Origin of the sequence: Streptomyces cynarae (genome assembly GCF_025642135.1) — a bacterium.
GTDB lineage: Bacteria > Actinomycetota > Actinomycetes > Streptomycetales > Streptomycetaceae > Streptomyces > Streptomyces cynarae.
On sequence record NZ_CP106793.1, the window covers coordinates 4,395,692 to 4,411,432 of the forward strand.

Consider the following 15,741-nt stretch of genomic DNA (forward strand, 5'->3'; position numbering starts at 1 on the left):
CCTCGGGGCGGAAGAGACGGGGGAGGCCACGGTGGCGGTACCGGGAAAGAAGATCGCGTTCTACGTGCTCGTGGTCTTCGTGCTTTATGTGATCATCACCGATCCGGCCAAGGCCGCCGACTACGTGCAGATAGGGTTCGAAGGCATCTCGAGCGCCGCCAAGGCCATCGGCCACTTCATGACCTGGATCGCCGACGGCGCCAAGTAAGGCCCCTCGAGGCCCCGCACGAACCGCCGGCCGGCGGCCGCCGCCGTTGCCGTACCCCTGGGAGCACCCGTGATCCGCCACCTGGTCCTCTTCAAGCTCAACGAGGGCGTCCAGCGCGACGACCCGCGCGTCGTGGAGGGCGTCCGCGCCTTCGAGGCCCTCGGCGGCCTGATCGACGAGCTCCGCTTCTGGGAGCTGGGCTGGAACATCAGCGACCGCCCCGTCGCCCACGACTTCGCGATCAACTCGGCGGTGGACGACGCGGACGCCCTCAAGCGCTACCTGGAACACCCGGCGCACCAGGCGGGCGTCGCCCTGTGGCGCGAGTTCGCCACTTGGGTGATCGCCGACTACGAAATCTGAGCGACACCGCCCACCGATTCCGGGCGACACAAGCGACGGAGCCCTCCACCGGAACAGTGGAGGGCTTTCCTGCGTCTTGTGCCCCAATCTCTGCCCCCGCCCCTCCCTCAACACGGAGTTATGCGGTGCTTGCACACAGTGTCCATTTCTTGTGATGCTATGACCGCTTTTGACGGTGAGTTGACAGATGTGTTGACGGATGAAGAGGTGGCGTTGACCGTGTCGGCCAGTACTGCGCCGCCCCAGGAGGACGAGGCTCCGGCCCCGTCCTCCGACCGGCATCAGGCATCCGCCACGGACCCCGCCCGCCCCCACGCGACCGAACCGACCGCCGACCCCGATCGCGCCCACCCGCAGGAAGCCGCCAGACGCCGCGGCGCCGACACCCGGGCCCTCACCCAGATGCTCTTCGGCCAGCTCAAGGAGCTGGAACCCGGCACTCCAGAGCACCACCGCGTGCGGGGCGCGCTCATCGAGGCGAACCTCCCCCTCGTCCGCTACGCCGCCGCCCGCTTCCGCTCCCGCAACGAGCCCATGGAGGACGTCGTCCAGGTCGGCACCATCGGCCTGATCAACGCCATCGACCGCTTCGACCCCGACCGCGGCGTGCAGTTCCCGACCTTCGCGATGCCCACCGTCGTCGGCGAGATCAAGCGCTACTTCCGCGACAACGTCCGCACCGTCCACGTCCCGCGCCGGCTGCACGAGCTGTGGGTGCAGGTCAACAGCGCCACCGAGGACCTGACGACGGCGTACGGACGCTCCCCCACCACCGCCGAGATCGCCGAGCGGCTGCGCATCTCCGAGGACGAGGTGTTGTCCTGCATCGAGGCGGGCCGCTCCTACCACGCGACCTCCCTCGAGGCCGCCCAGGAGGGCGACGGACTCCCCGGCCTGCTCGACCGGCTCGGCTACGAGGACCCCGCCCTCGACGGCGTCGAGCACCGCGACCTCGTACGGCACCTGCTCGTCCAGTTGCCCGAGCGCGAGCAGCGGATCCTGCTGCTGCGCTACTACAGCAACCTCACCCAGTCCCAGATCAGCGCCGAACTGGGTGTCTCCCAGATGCATGTGTCAAGGCTCCTGGCGCGGAGCTTCGCGCGTCTGAGATCCGCAAACAGGATCGACGCATAACTCACGCGAGCGAATCACCCGCAAGCGCCCTTCCCGACGACTCTGCGCTGAAAAACCCTCAGAACCCTTCCAACCAGGGCGCATTCACGTTTCACATGTCGACATGTCACTACAGCGTGTTGCCGACATGTGACATTCTTCCGGCAGCGCGTTTGCCGCGGCCTCGCGACCGGTATTTCAGGGGAGGCTGCGTTCCTACGACGGGAGCGTCCGCCGCGACCGTCCCGCGACCCAAAGGGGGTGGCATGTCCGCAGACCAGGGCAGCTCGAAGGTGCTCACGCTCATGCAGAGCGACTCCGCGCCCGACGTGCTCCAGGACCTTCAGGCCCCTCAGGACCTCCCGGGTGCCGAGACCCTTCCCGCCCAGGACCTCCCGGGCGCAGAGGCTCTTCCGGCCCCCGAGGCCCCGGACCTTCCGTCCACGGAGGGCATCGACACCCGCACCCTGTCCCGCTCCCTGTTCCTGCGGCTCGCCGCACTCGACGAGAACAGCCCGGAGCGTGCCTACGTCCGGGACACGCTCATCGAGCTCAACCTCCCGCTCGTCCGGTACGCGGCGGCCCGCTTCCGCAGCCGGAACGAACCGATGGAGGACATCGTCCAGGTCGGCACGATCGGCCTGATCAAGGCGATCGACCGCTTCGACTGCGAGCGGGGCGTGGAGTTCCCGACCTTCGCGATGCCGACGGTCGTGGGCGAGATCAAGCGGTTCTTCCGGGACACCTCCTGGTCGGTGCGGGTGCCGCGCCGCCTCCAGGAGCTGCGCCTGGCCCTCACCAAGGCCAGCGACGAGCTGTCGCAGAAGCTGGACCGCTCCCCGACGGTCACCGAACTGGCCTCCGCGCTGGGCGTGTCGGAGGAGGACGTGGTCGACGGCCTCGCGGTCGGCAACGCCTACACGGCGTCCTCGCTGGACTCCCCGACCCCCGAGGACGACGGCGGCGAGGGCTCGCTCGCGGACCGGCTCGGCTACGAGGACTCGGCCCTGGAGGGTGTGGAGTACCGCGAGTCCCTCAAGCCGCTGCTGGCCAAGCTGCCGCCCCGTGAGCGGCGGATCATCATGCTCCGCTTCTTCGCCAACATGACGCAGTCGCAGATCGGCGAGGAGGTCGGCATCTCCCAGATGCACGTCTCCCGTCTCCTGACCCGCACGCTGGCCCAGCTGCGGGATGGCCTGATCTCGGACTGAGCCACCGCGCAGCCCTCGGCGGTGGGGCGCTGTTGCGCACCGCTCTCCGGTCTGGCGGCCTGCGCCGCAGCGACTCGTCGACGGCACAGGCCGACCGGTACCCGCTCGAGACGGCGGCCCGCTTCGGGAGCGGGTCGTCGGTACGGTGCGGAACATGCGTCGGCAGCGCTGGTTCACCGGGGCATCGGCCGTAGTGACCGGCGTCCGCGACGCGGCCGCGACCGACAGGACGGACCGCATCAGGTGCACGGGGCGGCCCGTGTGCCCCACGGGGACTTTCAAATTGACGGTCCGTCAGCCACACTGGCGCGATGCTTCCAGCGACATGGTTGCGGGGCCGTCGGGGGCTCGTGGTCGGGGCGTCGGCGGTCGTCGTCTGCCTGGGCGGGATCCTGGCCGCGGGTACTGGCGGCGCGGACGGTGAGGCATATGTGGCGGTCGGCCCCGCGGGCGGCGGCCCCCCGGCGTCCGGTACGGCGGTGGCGCCGACCGGGGACGTGACACTGGTCCCCCTCGACGGACCGTCCGGGACCGGAAGCGCCGGGAACAAGACCGCCGGGAACAAGACCCCCGGGACCAGGAGTCCAGGCATCCCGGACTCCCGCACGAGCGCTCCAACGACAGCCGGTGACGGCCCGGCCTCCGGCCCGACAGCCGTGCGGGAAACGGCCGGTGCGGCCATCGAGACCGGCACCGGTACCAAGTCGCCCGCGCCCGGCCCGGTTTCACCCTCTCCTACGCCGACCATCCCTCGCCCCACACCGAGTGGCCCCGCAGTGCTCACCGCGGGCCGACCCGAGCGGCAGCCCACCGACCACCGCTGGTGCGAGAACGTGACCGTCCTCTTCCGCAACAGCGGCGGCACCCCGGTGCGTTCGGGCACGGTGACCCTCGGAACCCACATCATCGGGGCGCTCGGGACCGACTGGGCGACGATCGAGTCCACGGAGGCGCTGCCCGCGCCGCTCGCCGCCGAGGCGTCGGTGAAAGGGGCCTGGACGGTATGCGTCGAGGCCTGGCGGGTACCGCTCGGGATGCACGTCGAGACGCGGGACGTGACCGTCCGGTGGACGTAGCGGAGGTGCGGGCGTCGGCCTACTTCAGCGCCAGCCAGGCCACCGCGGCGACGATCGCGACGGCGACCACGACGCCGACGATCAGGCCGATGCGGGGGCCGGCCGGAGCGGCCGCCTGCTGCCGGCCCTGAGGGGCCGCCTCGTCGACGAACGCGCGGAACATCTGCGTGTTGCCAGCGGGGTCGTAGTTGCCCTGGGGGCCCTGGGTGTTAGCCATGGCCCCGGACCCTAGCGAATACGTGGGGTACTGCCCAAGTGAGGGTTCTGTAAGGGGCTGCCTCCGGGGGCCTGCCGCGAGGCCGTTCACAGCGGTGCCACAGACAGGCACCCCCTCCACCTGCACGTTTACTTCTGCCAATGCTTGCCTTTGCCAAGTTTTTAGCTCCAGAAACCCCGCTTCATTTGCCTGCAGCAACCAATCTCCTTATGGTTGCTCCAGGCAACGATAAGAAGGAGGTGCCATGGCCGGGCGAGCGCAGTACGAAGAGCTGGCGCGTCAGCTCAGCGCCTTCGGCGCCGTGAAGAGAGACCTCGGGCGCTGCCTGCCGCCCGACTGCCCCGGCGGTTCCGCCGCCGTGCTCACCCTGCTGGGCCGCCACGGCGACATGCGCATGAGCAAGCTCGCGGAGCTGCTCGCCGTCGACATGTCGGTCACCAGCCGCCACGTGGCGCACGTCGCGGACCGCGGCTGGATCGAGCGCCGCCCGGACCCCGCGGACAAGCGCTCCCGCATCCTGCGTCTGACGGCGCCCGGCCGGGTCCAGCTCGACGAGCTGTCCCGGCGCACCGCCGAGCTGCTCGCCGACCGGCTGAGCGACTGGTCGGAGGACGACGTCGGCCGCCTCATCCAGCTCATGGCACGGCTCAGGGAGAGCTTCGGCGACTGCCGTTCCACTCCGCGGCTCGCGCAGGCCGCACCCGCGACGGAATCCGTTGCCCACCAGACCACCCGTACACCCGCAAGCACGTAAGTAAAGGAAGCCCATGGCAACGACCACACCAGCCGGTGTGCGGGCTCACGCCAAGCACGGGGGAGGCTCCCCGGACGGCGCTCCGATGACGCACCGGCAGATCATGGAGGCCCTCTCCGGGCTTCTGCTCGGCATGTTCGTGGCGATCCTGTCGTCCACGATCGTCACCAACGCGCTGCCGCACATCATCGGCGACCTCGGCGGCGGCCAGTCCGCCTACACCTGGGTCGTCACCGCCTCGCTGCTGGCGATGACCGCGACCACCCCGCTGTGGGGCAAGCTCGCGGACCTGTACAGCAAGAAGGCGCTCGTCCAGATAGCCCTGATCGTCTACGTCCTGGGCTCGATGGCGGCCGGTCTGTCGCAGAACCCCGGCATGCTGATCGCCTGCCGTGTCGTGCAGGGCATCGGCGTCGGCGGTCTGTCCGCGCTGGCGCAGATCGTCATGGCCGCGATGATCTCCCCGCGTGAGCGCGGGCGTTACTCCGGCTACCTGGGCGCCACGTTCGCCATCGCCACCGTCGGCGGCCCGCTGCTCGGCGGTGTCATCACCGACACCTCGTGGCTGGGCTGGCGCTGGTGCTTCTACGTCGGCGTGCCCTTCGCGGTGATCGCGCTGATCGTGCTGCAGAAGACCCTGCACCTGCCCGTGGTCAAGCGGGAGGTCAAGGTCGACTGGGGTGGCGCGTTCTTCATCGCCGCCGCGGTCTCGCTGCTGCTGGTCTGGGTGACCTTCGCCGGCGACAAGTACGACTGGCTGTCCTGGCAGACGTACACCATGGTCGGCGGTTCGATCGTCCTCGGCGCGCTGTTCGTGCTGATCGAGACCAAGGCGAGCGAGCCGATCATCCCGCTGCGGCTGTTCCGCAACCGCACCATCACGCTGGCATCGCTCGCCTCGCTCTTCGTGGGTGTCGCGATGTTCACCGGCACGGTGTTCTTCAGCCAGTACTTCCAGCTCGCCCGCGACAAGTCCCCGACGATGTCGGGTGTCCTGACGATCCCGATGATCGGTGGCCTGTTCGTCTCCTCCACCGTCTCCGGCCAGTTCATCACCCGCACAGGACGCTGGAAGGCGTGGCTGGTCAGCGGTGGCGTGCTGGTGACGGCCGGCCTGGGCCTGCTCGGCACCATCCGGTACGACACGGCCTACTGGAAGATGGCGGTCTTCATGGCCCTGATGGGTCTCGGCATCGGCATGATGATGCAGAACCTGGTGCTGTGCACCCAGAACCAGGTGGCGCCGCAGGACCTGGGGTCGGCCAGCTCCACGGTCACCTTCTTCCGTTCCCTCGGCGGTGCGGTCGGCGTCTCCGCGCTCGGCGCGGTGCTCTCCCACCGGATCACCCACTACATCACCGACGGCATCAGCACCCTGAGCCCGAAGTACCAGGCCGCCCTGGCCGGCTCGAGCTCCACGGACAGCATCCCGGACCTGGCCAAGCTGCCGGCCCCGCTGCGCACGCTGCTGGAGAGCGCCTACGGCCACGGCATCGCCGACGTCTTCCTGATCGCCGGCTGCCTTGCGGCCGTCGCCTTCCTGATCACCCTGTTCATCAAGGAGGTCCCGTTGAAGACCAAGGGCGCGCTGGCGCAGGCCGCTGCCGACTCGGCTCCGCAGGAGGCCCCCGCGGCGGCCACCCCGGCCGAGGCGTCCACGCCGGCCGAGGCCTCCGCGCCCGCTGCGGCTGCCGCGCCGCGCCGAGGAGAGGGTCCCGAGCTGGGCGGTGGCGAGCACCGAGACCTCCGGCGAGGGCACGGGCACGCAGCGCCTCGCGGCCGTCGCCACGATCGCCCGGCCGGAGGGGGCCGGTGACGGCGGTGGCATCCCGGTCCGCGGCTTCGTCCGCGGCGGCGAGGGCGCGCCGGTCCCGCAGGCCGCCGTCACCCTGATCTCCCTCGGGGGACGGCAGCTGGGCCGGTCGGTCGCGCAGGCGGACGGTTCCTACGCGGTGCACGCTCCGGGCACCGGTTCCTACGTCCTGATCGCCTCCGCCGACGGCCACCAGCCGCAGGCCTCCACGATCGTCGTGCACGACGAGCCGGTGTCGTACGACGTCCTGCTCAGCGGCACCAGTGGCCTGAGCGGCGTCGTCCGCGCCGCCGAGACCGGGCTGCCGGTCAAGGACGCGATGGTCATCGTCACCGACGTGCGCGGCGACCTGCTGGCCACCGCCACCACCGGCGAGCAGGGCACCTTCTCCTTCGCGGAGCTCGTGCCGGGTGCCGTGACCGTCGCGGTGAACGCCGCCGGGCACCGCCCGCGGGCCCTGCCCGTCGAGGTCGGCGCCGCCGGAGTGACGCGGGTCGAGATCGACCTCGACTCCGGCTCCCAGGTCCAGGGCGTCGTACGGGCCCCGCACGGCCCCCTCGCGGACGCCCGGGTGACTCTGGTGGACGCGGCGGGCAACGTGGTCGGCACCGCCACCACCGGCGTGGACGGCGCGTACGCCTTCACCGACCTGAACAGCGGCGAGTACACCGTCATCGCGACGGGCTACCCGCCGGTGGCCACCGCGGTGACCGTCTCCGGCCGCGGCGTCGACGACCACGACATCGAACTCGCCCACCCGGGCGAGTAGTCCGGAGTCCGGCTCGTGGGGGCGCGCTGTGAGCGACAAGCGCCCCCGCGGGCCGGATTTTTTTCGGCCGCCACGGGGATTTATCAAGGATTCAAGGGATTTAGAGGGGAACCACGCGATGGGACTGACCGCACGGATCCGTACGCGAGACGGATGGGCCGTGTCGCACGCGGTCGTCACCGTGACCGACATGACCGGGACGCAGGTCCTGCGCGCCGAGGCCGACGCGGAGGGCGTCGTCCGGGACGCGACCGAGCTGGCGCCCGGCGCCTACACCGTGATCGTCACGGCGGTCGGGTACGCGCCCGCCGCCTCCAGCGCGATCGTCACCGCGAGCGGACGGGCCGAGGTCGGCACCGTGACGCTCGCCCGGCAGGGCGGCACCGAACTGCCGCCGCCCGGCCCGTGGTCCATCGACCCGGCGCACTCCTCGGTGGGCGCGGTCGCGCAGCACCTGGGGATCTCCAGCGTGCACGGGCGGTTCACGGACTTCGCCGGGCGCATCGAGATCGCCCCGGACGAGGTGGAGAAGTCCCGCGTCGAGGCCGTCATCCGCGCCGAGTCCATCGACACGGGCAACGGCATGCGCGACACCCACCTGAGGTCGGCCGACTTCCTGGACGTCGAGAGGTACCCGGAGATCACCTACCGCTCGACCGGCCTGACGGCCGCGGGCGCGGACCGCTGGACGGTGCACGGCGAGCTGACCCTGCACGGGGTGGTCCGCCCGGTGGATCTGGACCTCGCCTACCTCGGCACCGGCTCCGACCCGTGGGGCGGTACCCGTGCGGCCTTCCGCGCGACCACGGAACTGCGCCGCGAGGACTTCGCGATGAACTACAACCAGGTCGTCCAGGCGGGCATCGCCGCCATCGGCACCACGTTGAAGGTGGAGCTGGACATCCAGGCGGTGCAGGGCGAGTCGCTACCGTCCGCGTGACGGCGGGCGGCCGTCGCCCGAGACCCGGGACACCAGATCGGTGGCCAGGTCGCGGAGCTTGGTGTTCGTGTCCTGGGAGATCCGGCGCAGGCGCTCCAGGGCGATCCGGGCACTGACCCGCTCCTGCGCCATCAGTATGCCGATCGCCTGGTCGATGACGCTGCGGGAGAGCAGGGCGGTGCGCACGTCGGCGGCGTCGGCGCGCTCGCGTTCCACGCGCAGGGCGACGTCGACGGCCTCGGCGGTCCGCGCCGCGAAGGCACGGGCCCGGTCACGGACCGTGCCGAGCACTCCGGGCTCGATTCCGTAGAAGTTCAGTGCGGCGCCGGTGTCGCCCTCGACCGCGAGCGGCACCGCGAGAACACAGCGCACCCCGACCGACAGCGCGTACTCCGTGTACGCGGGCCAGCGCGTCTCGGCGGCCAGGTCGGGGGCGTACTGCTCGGTCCCCGTCTCGGCGGCCGTGACGCAGGGGCCGGTGCCGTTCTCGTACTGGCGCAGATCCAGGCCGCTGGGCAGGGTTCCGCTGCCCGCCAGGGTCAGCAGACGGTCGCCGCGGCGGACGGTGATGCTGCAGGCGGCGCAGCCGGGCACGGCCTCGACCGCGCGGTCGGTCAGGTCCCGCAAAAGCGTGTCGAGACCGCCGCTGCGCACGATCGCCTGGTCGAGCGGGTAGGGCATCTCGGGTCTCATGACATGCTTTTGTCCCCGTTTCGACGATCAACTCCTGACCGTCATGTGGTGTGGTTCGCATCGACGATGCGGCGGGCGAGGTCCCGCAGCTTGACGTTCTCCCGCTGCGAGGCGCGCACCAGACTGTCGAACGCCTCCGTGGCGTCCATGTTCAGGCGCTCCATGAGGATGCCGGTGGCCTGGCCGATCAGGTCCCGGGTGTGCATCGCCTCGGTGAGCTGCTCGCGCACGGTCACCGAGTCCAGCGCGAGGCCGACGTGCGCGGTGAACAGCCGGCCGATCCGCGTCGCGGCGTCGTCGAAGGCGTGCGGCTTGCCGGCGTAGACGGTGAGGACGGTCAGGCGTCGCTTGTCGGCGCGCAGCCGCAGCGCGAGCGCCGAGCGCAGGCCCAGTCCGGCCAGCACGGAGCCACCCGCGTCGCTCTCGCTGTCCGCCACGCGCACGACGGGCGCGTGCCACAGGTGGTCCCAGTACGGGGCGCTGTCGCTGCCCGGCCGGGAGTCGTGGGCGGTGCGGACGACTTCGTCGCTCCAGGCGAGCGTACGGAAGTGAGTGCCGCGCTCCGCCTCGGAGATGACCGCGTGTTCGGCGCCCGGCACCAGGCGCACCGCGAGGTCGACGGCGGTGCTCATGGTGCTGTGCGGGGTGACCGTGTCGTGCAGTTGCCTGGCCGCCGCGGTCAGCGCCTCGGCCAGCTCGAAGCCCCGTGGAAAATCAGGCAAATCAGAAAAGTCGGACGCAGGCACACGAACCTCTTCGGCGTGCACGGCCATAAGGCCATGCGCAGGAGAGCTCCGCAGCACATTCCCGACTGCGAGCGCAGGACGGACAGAACTTTATCTCCTTCCTGCGGGACGATTGACGCCCGGTTGACTCTCGGCGGTCCCCCTTTCGGAGCGGCGCACGACAGTGGTGCAATGAGGCGACAGGTCAGGAAGCGGCCTCCCTGAGCCCGGACGAACCTCTGCCAGGTGAGTGCCATGACCCATGTCCCAAGCCCGTGCCGGGTGCGCAATCTTCCCGGCCGCAGCCTGATCGTCCTGCCCCAGGAGATCGACCTGTCCAACTCCCCCGCGCTGTGCGCCGCCATCACGTCCTTCGCCGGGGTGCGCGCCACCCGGCTCAGCGTGCTGATCCTGGACTTCACCCGCACCGGCTTCATGGACTCCCAGGGCGCCCGCCTCGTCCAGGACGTACGGTCCCGGCTGCCCGCGCGGGTCGGGGTACGGGTGGTGGCGGCACCGCTCGGCGTCCCGAGCCGCGTCCTGGAGCTGACCGGGGTACGACGGGACGTGCCCGTGTACGACAGCCTGGCGGAGGCGTTGGAGTCCTGAAGCCGACGTGCGGTCGTAGGCACGACAGGGTCAGCCTCGGCACGGCCCGGTGCCTCTAGGCTGCGGGCATGGCACCGAACATCGCGACCAACACCGACGTGTCCCTGGACGAGTTGCTGGACTTCGTGCGCCCCCGTCACCGCGCGATCCTGCTGACCCGCCGCGCGGACGGCAGCCCCCAGGGGTCGCCGCTGACCTGCGGCGTCGACGACTCGGGGCGGATCGTCGTCTCCACGTACCCGGAGCGCGCCAAGACCCGCAACGCCAAGCGGGACGAGCGGGTCAGCATCATCGTGCTCAGTGACGACTGGAACGGGCCCTGGGTCCAGATCGACGGCACGGCCGAGGTCATCGACACGCCGGAGTCCGTCGAACCGCTCGTCGAGTACTACCGCAACATCGCGGGCGAGCACCCGGACTGGGACGAGTACCGCCGGGCCATGGTCAAGCAGGGCAAGTCGATCATCCGGATCACCCCCGTGCGCTGGGGTCCCGTGGCGACGGGCGGCTTCCCGGCCCGTCTGGTCTCCTCCGAGGACTGACAGCCTGCGTACGGGCCCTCGGGTCCAGGTACGGCCCTATCCCCGGGCGACCATCGCCTCGATCCCCGCGATGAGCGTCTCCAGCGCGAAGGCGAAGTCCCGCTCGCGCATCTCCTCCACCGTGTCGCCGCCGCGGGCCTGCATGAGGTCCGCGGACCGGTGCACGACCTCGCTCAGGTCGGGGCTCTCGGTCACCGCGCTCATGGCGTGGCGGAAGTACTCGTCCTGGCTCAGCCCGGCCGCCGCGCAGCGCGCGATGAAGTGACCCTCGATCGTGCCGAAGCCGTACACGAACTGGAAGACCGCCGAGATCGCGCCCATCCGGCCGTGCGCCGGCAGCCCGGTCAGCCGGATCACCCGCTGCACGGCGAGCGAGAAGGCGACCGCGTGCGGGCCGATGTTGAGGAAGGTCCCGGCGAGCGGGGACAACCAGGGATGGCGCACCAGCAGCGCCCGGTACTCGGCGGCGAGATCCCGCAGCTGGTCGCGCCAGTCCTCGTCGGTGTCGCCGGCGGGCAGCCGTACCTCTCCGAAGGCCGCGTCCAACGCCAGCTCCAGCAGGTCGTCCTTGGTGTCCACGTACCAGTAGACGGACATCGCCGTCACGTCGAGCTCGGCGGCCAGCCGCCGCATCGAGAACCTGGCGAGTCCCTCGGCGTCCAGCAGCCGTACGGTCGCCTCGGTGATCCGCTCCCGGTCCAGCCCTGAGGGCTGCCCGCCCCCGCGCCCGCCACGGCGCGCCTTGCCCTCCAGCCAGACGCTGGTCCGCTGGGCTGCCTTCACCATGGCACACCTTTCCCGACATTCCGCTCCCAGGCGACCGCCACCTCCCGAGTCTTCCCGCTCCGCCCGACGCAGCAACGCCGCCGCATCTCACGGTGAGTTGCGTGAGACACGGTGGCGCAAAAGCGGGTGGGCCGGGCATGGGTGCCCGGCCCACCGCTCGGTGCTGGAACCGTCAGCTGCTGCTCGAGCCGCCGCTCGTCTTCTGCGTGAGGTCGTAGAAGGTGGCCGAACCGACCGTCACCTTCTTGAAGTTCTGCTGCACCCACGAACTGATCTTCGACGCGACGTTGGAGCCGCCGTTGCTGCCCCCGCCGCCGAAGCCGCCGCCCGAGATGAAGTAGTGGATCTTTCCTTCCGCCACGTACTTCTGGAACTGGGCCAGCGTCGGGGACGGATCGCTGCCGTTGAAGCCGCCGATCGCCATCACCGGGTCGCCGGTGGCGAGCTGGTAGCTCGCGGCGTTCTGCGAGCCGATGGACGCCGCGACCCAGGTGTAGTCGCTCGCGTCCTTCTCCAGCAGCGTCTTGGCCGCGGAGCTGACGTTCGCCCCGTTGAGCAGGCCGCCGATGCCGCCACCGCCCATGCCGCCGTCACCCGTGCGCCCGCCGCCGGGGAAGCCCTGCCCGCCGTTCTGGCCCTGCGTGCTGCCGTTGCCCTGCTGCTGGTTCTGGCCCGGCATACCGCCGCCAGGGAACCCGCCGGCGCCGGTGCCGCCGCCGGGGAAGCCCTGCCGGCCGTTCTGGCCCTGCGTGGTGCCGTTGCCCTGCTGCTGGTTCTGGCCCGGCGTGCCGCCGCGCATGCCGCCGCCGCCCGGGCCGCCGCGACCGCCGAAGCCCATGCTGCTCGCGCCCGCCGGACCGGCCGTGACGATCGACCCGGTGTGGCCCTGGTTCACGGTGGTGAGGGTGTACGCGGTCGGACCCGCGAGCGCGGCCACGAAGCCGAGGGCCACCGCCGCGAGCGCGAGTTGCCGTCCGAGCCGGGCCACGAAGACGAGCCCCAGGGCGGCGACCAGACCGCCGACGAGGACCAGCCACTTCAGCCAGGGCAGGTAGTCCGGGGTGCGGTTGAGGAGCACGTACCCCCAGGCCGCGCTCGCCGTTGCGGTGGCCGCGAGCGTGAGCGACGCCCACGTCCTCGACCGCTCCTCCCACAGGACCGTGACGCCCATGCCGACCAGGGCGGCGATGTAGGGGGCGAGGGCCACCGTGTAGTACTGGTGGAAGATGCCCGCCATGTAGCTGAAGATCACGGCGGTCATCAGCAGCGAGCCGCCCCAGGCGAGGAACGAGCCCCGGACCAGGTCCGTGCGCCCCGCCTTCCGGGTGAGCACCAGGCCCGCGACGAGCAGGATCAGCGCCGCCGGGAGCAGCCAGGAGATCTGGGAGCCGATCTCGGAGTTGAACATGCGGTCCCAGCCGGTCGCGCCCCACTGGCCGCCGTTGCCGCCGCCACCGCCGCCCACGCTGCCGGTCTCGTCGCCGTTGATGCGGCCCAGGCCGTTGTAGCCGAAGGTCAGCTCCAGGAAGGAGTTGTTCTGCGAGCCGCCGATGTACGGGCGGGAGGACGCCGGCCACAGCTCGACGATCGCGACCCACCAGCCGCCGGAGACGACCAGCGCGACGGTCGCGAGGCCCAGTTGCGCGAGCCGTTTCCTCAGCCTCACCGGCGCGCAGACACCGTAGACGAGCGCCAGCGCGGGCAGGATCAGGAACGCCTGAAGGGTCTTCGTGAGGAAGGCGAAGCCGACCGCGACGCCCGCCCACACCAGCCACTTGGTGCGGCCGTCCTCCAGTCCCCGGACGACGAAATAGACGGTGAGCGCCATCAGCAGCGCGAGCAGCGCGTCCGGGTTGTTGAACCGGAACATCAGCGCCGCGACCGGGGTGAGCGCGAGCACCGCGCCCGCGATCAGACCGGCCGCCGGGCTGAACCTGCGCCGGACGGCCGCGTACACCACGGCGACCGTGAGGACGCCCATGACGACCTCGGGAACCAGGATCGCCCACGAGTTGAGGCCGAAGATCCTGACCGACAGGGCCATCGGCCACAGCGATGCCGGGGGCTTGTCGACGGTGATGGCGTTGCCCGCGTCCAGCGAGCCGAAGAAGAACGCCTTCCAGGACTTGCTGCCGGCCTGGACCGCCGCCGAGTAGAAGGAGTTGGCGTACCCGGAGGCGCTCAGGTCGTACAGGTACAGCAGCCCCGTGGCGAGCAGCAGGCCGAGGAACGCGGGGCGCGCCCAGCGGGGGTCCTCGGGCCGGCCGCGCCAGAGTCTGCGCGTGAGCGGCTGCTGGGGCTCACCGGCTCCGGGGGCGGGGGCCGGTGGCGTGGCGGGTGTCTGCGGGGGAGCGGTCGGGGGCGGCCCCCAGGCGTGGGGGGTCGCACCCCCCTGGTGGGTCGACTGTTCGTAGTGCGTGGTCATCGCAGGTCCCTCGGGTCGGTGTCCTGCGGGCGCACCGGCTGCAGCGGCACAGTGGCGTCCCTCCAGGGGGTGCGGTCCGCGTCGGCACCGGCGCGGAAGGGGGTGGTGTCGTACTCGGTGTCGTACTCGGTGTCGTACGAGGACTGCGGCGCCGGGTGGCGCCGGGGCAGCGGCGGGAGCGGCTGGTACACGGGCGTCCCGGGGGTGTGACGCCGGTGGTGCACCTCGGCCTGGGGGGTCGGGGTGTCGTCGCGGCGGTCCGGGAACACCCAGGCCCTGAAGAGCAGGAACCGCAGCACGGTCGCCGCGAGGTTGGCGGCGATCAGCACCGCCAACTCGGTGGAGTGCGCCGGGTTGCTCGTCGCCGCGTTCAGGGCGGCGAGGGAGCCGCTGGTCAGGGCGAGGCCGATGCCGAAGACCACCAGGCCCTGCGCCTGATGGCGGACGGCGCCGCCCCTGCCGCGGACGCCGAAGGTGAGCCGTCGGTTGGCCGCCGTGTTGGCGATCGCCGAGACCAGCAGGGCGAGCGCGTTGGCGATCTGCGAGCCGGAGAACTGCCGGAAGACGCTGTAGAGCAGCAGATAGAACAGGGTGGACAGGCCGCCGACCACGCAGAAGCCGACGAGCTGGCGGGCCAGGCCCCCCGGAACGCCTCTGAGGTCGCGGTCGCGCGGATCGTCACCGAACGGCCGGGCCAGCCGGTCCAGCGGCAGCGAACCGCCGGCCAGCGCCTTGCCGATGCGCCACACGCCCTTGAGGTCGTCGGTCGCGGTCTTCACGATGTTCACCGTGGAGTTCGGGTCGTCGACCCAGTCGACGGGCACCTCGTGGATGCGCAGCCCCGCGCGCTCGGCGAGCACCAGCATCTCGGTGTCGAAGAACCAGCCGGTGTCCTCCACCAGCGGCAGCAGCACCTGGGCCACATCACGGCGGATCGCCTTGAAGCCGCACTGCGCGTCGGAGAACCGGGCCTGCAGCGAGCCGCGCAGGATGAGGTTGTAGGCACGGCTGATGAACTCCCGCTTGGGGCCGCGCACGACCCGGGAGCTGCGGGCGAGCCGGGAGCCGATCGCCAGGTCGGAGTGACCGGAGATCAGCGGCGCGACCAGCGGGAGGAGTGCGTTGAGGTCGGTGGACAGGTCCACGTCCATGTAGGCGAGGACCGGGGCGTCCGAGGCGGACCAGACGGTCCGCAGCGCCCGGCCGCGGCCCTTCTGCTCCAGCCGGAAGGACCTCACCTCGGGGATCCGCTCCTCCAGCCGCGCCGCCACCTGCGGGGTGGTGTCCGTGGACGCGTTGTCCGCGATCGTGATGCGGAACGCGTACGGGAACGTGCGCTTGAGGTGCTCGTGCAGTCTGAGCACACATGGCTGGAGGTCCTTCTCCTCGTTGTAGACGGGGATCACTACGTCCAGGACAGGCGTACCGGCTCCTGCGGCCGGGAGGTGCTCCCGCGCCGGCAGGGTGCCGGGAGAAGAGTCGGTTCGCATGGAACCG

Annotated in this window: 15 protein-coding genes and 1 pseudogene; 10 read left to right on the forward strand and 6 right to left on the reverse strand. The window is 71.0% G+C overall.

Annotated features, from left to right (window positions below):
• Window positions 1-31 precede the first annotated feature (31 nt).
• The 5 genes from N8I84_RS20185 to N8I84_RS20205 all read left to right on the forward strand — a co-directional run bounded on the left by N8I84_RS20185 (window position 32) and on the right by N8I84_RS20205 (window position 3,971).
• Entirely contained in the window at window positions 32-208 is a 177-nt protein-coding gene (locus tag N8I84_RS20185) for a hypothetical protein (protein ID WP_181139268.1), read from the forward strand.
• A 69-nt stretch (window positions 209-277) separates the two neighbouring features.
• Window positions 278-571 (forward strand): Dabb family protein, encoded by a 294-nt coding sequence (locus N8I84_RS20190; protein WP_263230818.1) that lies wholly within the window; start codon window positions 278-280, stop codon window positions 569-571.
• A gap of 213 nt (window positions 572-784) precedes the next feature.
• Window positions 785-1,705, forward strand: a complete 921-nt coding sequence (locus N8I84_RS20195) for an RNA polymerase sigma factor SigF (protein WP_390899044.1) — start codon at window positions 785-787, stop codon at window positions 1,703-1,705.
• 245 nt (window positions 1,706-1,950) lie between these two features.
• Window positions 1,951-2,895 (forward strand): RNA polymerase sigma factor SigF, encoded by a 945-nt coding sequence (locus tag N8I84_RS20200; protein WP_263230820.1) that lies wholly within the window; start codon window positions 1,951-1,953, stop codon window positions 2,893-2,895.
• Window positions 2,896-3,206: 311 nt separating this feature from the next.
• Window positions 3,207-3,971, forward strand: a complete 765-nt coding sequence (locus tag N8I84_RS20205) for a hypothetical protein (RefSeq protein ID WP_263230821.1) — start codon at window positions 3,207-3,209, stop codon at window positions 3,969-3,971.
• A 19-nt stretch (window positions 3,972-3,990) separates the two neighbouring features.
• Here the strand turns inward: N8I84_RS20205 and N8I84_RS20210 are convergent, their stop codons facing one another.
• The gene (locus N8I84_RS20210; protein ID WP_263230822.1) at window positions 3,991-4,188 is read right to left on the reverse strand and encodes a hypothetical protein; all 198 of its coding nucleotides are present in this window, start codon (window positions 4,186-4,188) and stop codon (window positions 3,991-3,993) included.
• Between the two features lie 244 nt (window positions 4,189-4,432).
• On the opposite strand from N8I84_RS20210, the gene N8I84_RS20215 reads away from it, so the two are divergent.
• The 3 genes and pseudogenes from N8I84_RS20215 (at window position 4,433) to N8I84_RS20225 (ending at window position 8,464) form a co-directional block, all read left to right on the forward strand.
• Complete coding sequence (locus N8I84_RS20215; protein WP_263230823.1) at window positions 4,433-4,942, forward strand: MarR family winged helix-turn-helix transcriptional regulator; 510 nt, start codon at window positions 4,433-4,435, stop codon at window positions 4,940-4,942.
• Between the two features lie 13 nt (window positions 4,943-4,955).
• Window positions 4,956-7,524, forward strand: a pseudogene (locus N8I84_RS20220) (MFS transporter).
• A gap of 118 nt (window positions 7,525-7,642) precedes the next feature.
• Entirely contained in the window at window positions 7,643-8,464 is an 822-nt protein-coding gene (locus N8I84_RS20225; protein WP_263230824.1) for a YceI family protein, read from the forward strand.
• On the opposite strand, the gene N8I84_RS20230 is transcribed toward N8I84_RS20225, so the two are convergent.
• Both N8I84_RS20230 and N8I84_RS20235 read right to left on the reverse strand, forming a co-directional pair.
• Entirely contained in the window at window positions 8,450-9,157 is a 708-nt protein-coding gene (locus N8I84_RS20230) for a GAF and ANTAR domain-containing protein (RefSeq protein WP_263230825.1), read from the reverse strand. The two genes, N8I84_RS20225 and N8I84_RS20230, sit on opposite strands and share 15 nt — an antisense overlap.
• A gap of 41 nt (window positions 9,158-9,198) precedes the next feature.
• Window positions 9,199-9,879: a GAF and ANTAR domain-containing protein gene (locus tag N8I84_RS20235; protein WP_263230826.1), complete on the reverse strand. Its 681-nt coding sequence runs from the start codon at window positions 9,877-9,879 to the stop codon at window positions 9,199-9,201.
• A 258-nt stretch (window positions 9,880-10,137) separates the two neighbouring features.
• Here N8I84_RS20235 and N8I84_RS20240 point away from each other — a divergent pair, with 258 nt between their 5' ends.
• Both N8I84_RS20240 and N8I84_RS20245 read left to right on the forward strand, forming a co-directional pair.
• On the forward strand, window positions 10,138-10,491 hold the full coding sequence (locus N8I84_RS20240) for an STAS domain-containing protein (RefSeq protein ID WP_263230827.1): 354 nt from the start codon (window positions 10,138-10,140) through the stop codon (window positions 10,489-10,491).
• 68 nt (window positions 10,492-10,559) lie between these two features.
• Window positions 10,560-11,033, forward strand: a complete 474-nt coding sequence (locus N8I84_RS20245; protein ID WP_263230828.1) for a PPOX class F420-dependent oxidoreductase — start codon at window positions 10,560-10,562, stop codon at window positions 11,031-11,033.
• Between the two features lie 36 nt (window positions 11,034-11,069).
• On the opposite strand, the gene N8I84_RS20250 is transcribed toward N8I84_RS20245, so the two are convergent.
• The 3 genes from N8I84_RS20250 to N8I84_RS20260 all read right to left on the reverse strand — a co-directional run bounded on the left by N8I84_RS20250 (window position 11,070) and on the right by N8I84_RS20260 (window position 15,734).
• A complete protein-coding gene (locus N8I84_RS20250) occupies window positions 11,070-11,819 on the reverse strand; it encodes a TetR/AcrR family transcriptional regulator (RefSeq protein ID WP_263230829.1) in 750 nt (249 codons plus the stop codon).
• A gap of 172 nt (window positions 11,820-11,991) precedes the next feature.
• The gene (locus tag N8I84_RS20255; protein ID WP_263230830.1) at window positions 11,992-14,244 is read right to left on the reverse strand and encodes a glycosyltransferase family 39 protein; all 2,253 of its coding nucleotides are present in this window, start codon (window positions 14,242-14,244) and stop codon (window positions 11,992-11,994) included.
• Complete coding sequence (locus tag N8I84_RS20260) at window positions 14,241-15,734, reverse strand: bifunctional glycosyltransferase family 2/GtrA family protein (RefSeq protein ID WP_263230831.1); 1,494 nt, start codon at window positions 15,732-15,734, stop codon at window positions 14,241-14,243. The genes N8I84_RS20255 and N8I84_RS20260 overlap by 4 nt, the downstream gene beginning before the upstream one ends.
• Window positions 15,735-15,741: the final 7 nt, after the last annotated feature.

Coding starts and splice junctions, on each gene's coding strand:
- N8I84_RS20210 (WP_263230822.1), bottom strand. CDS start 4,188: ATGGCTAACACCCAGGGCCCCCAGGGCAACTACGACCCCGCTGGCAAC.
- N8I84_RS20225 (WP_263230824.1), top strand. CDS start 7,643: ATGGGACTGACCGCACGGATCCGTACGCGAGACGGATGGGCCGTGTCG.
- N8I84_RS20245 (WP_263230828.1), top strand. CDS start 10,560: ATGGCACCGAACATCGCGACCAACACCGACGTGTCCCTGGACGAGTTG.
- N8I84_RS20205 (WP_263230821.1), top strand. CDS start 3,207: ATGCTTCCAGCGACATGGTTGCGGGGCCGTCGGGGGCTCGTGGTCGGG.
- N8I84_RS20260 (WP_263230831.1), bottom strand. CDS start 15,734: ATGCGAACCGACTCTTCTCCCGGCACCCTGCCGGCGCGGGAGCACCTC.
- N8I84_RS20230 (WP_263230825.1), bottom strand. CDS start 9,157: ATGAGACCCGAGATGCCCTACCCGCTCGACCAGGCGATCGTGCGCAGC.
- N8I84_RS20200 (WP_263230820.1), top strand. CDS start 1,951: ATGTCCGCAGACCAGGGCAGCTCGAAGGTGCTCACGCTCATGCAGAGC.
- N8I84_RS20215 (WP_263230823.1), top strand. CDS start 4,433: ATGGCCGGGCGAGCGCAGTACGAAGAGCTGGCGCGTCAGCTCAGCGCC.
- N8I84_RS20250 (WP_263230829.1), bottom strand. CDS start 11,819: ATGGTGAAGGCAGCCCAGCGGACCAGCGTCTGGCTGGAGGGCAAGGCG.
- N8I84_RS20240 (WP_263230827.1), top strand. CDS start 10,138: ATGACCCATGTCCCAAGCCCGTGCCGGGTGCGCAATCTTCCCGGCCGC.
- N8I84_RS20255 (WP_263230830.1), bottom strand. CDS start 14,244: ATGACCACGCACTACGAACAGTCGACCCACCAGGGGGGTGCGACCCCC.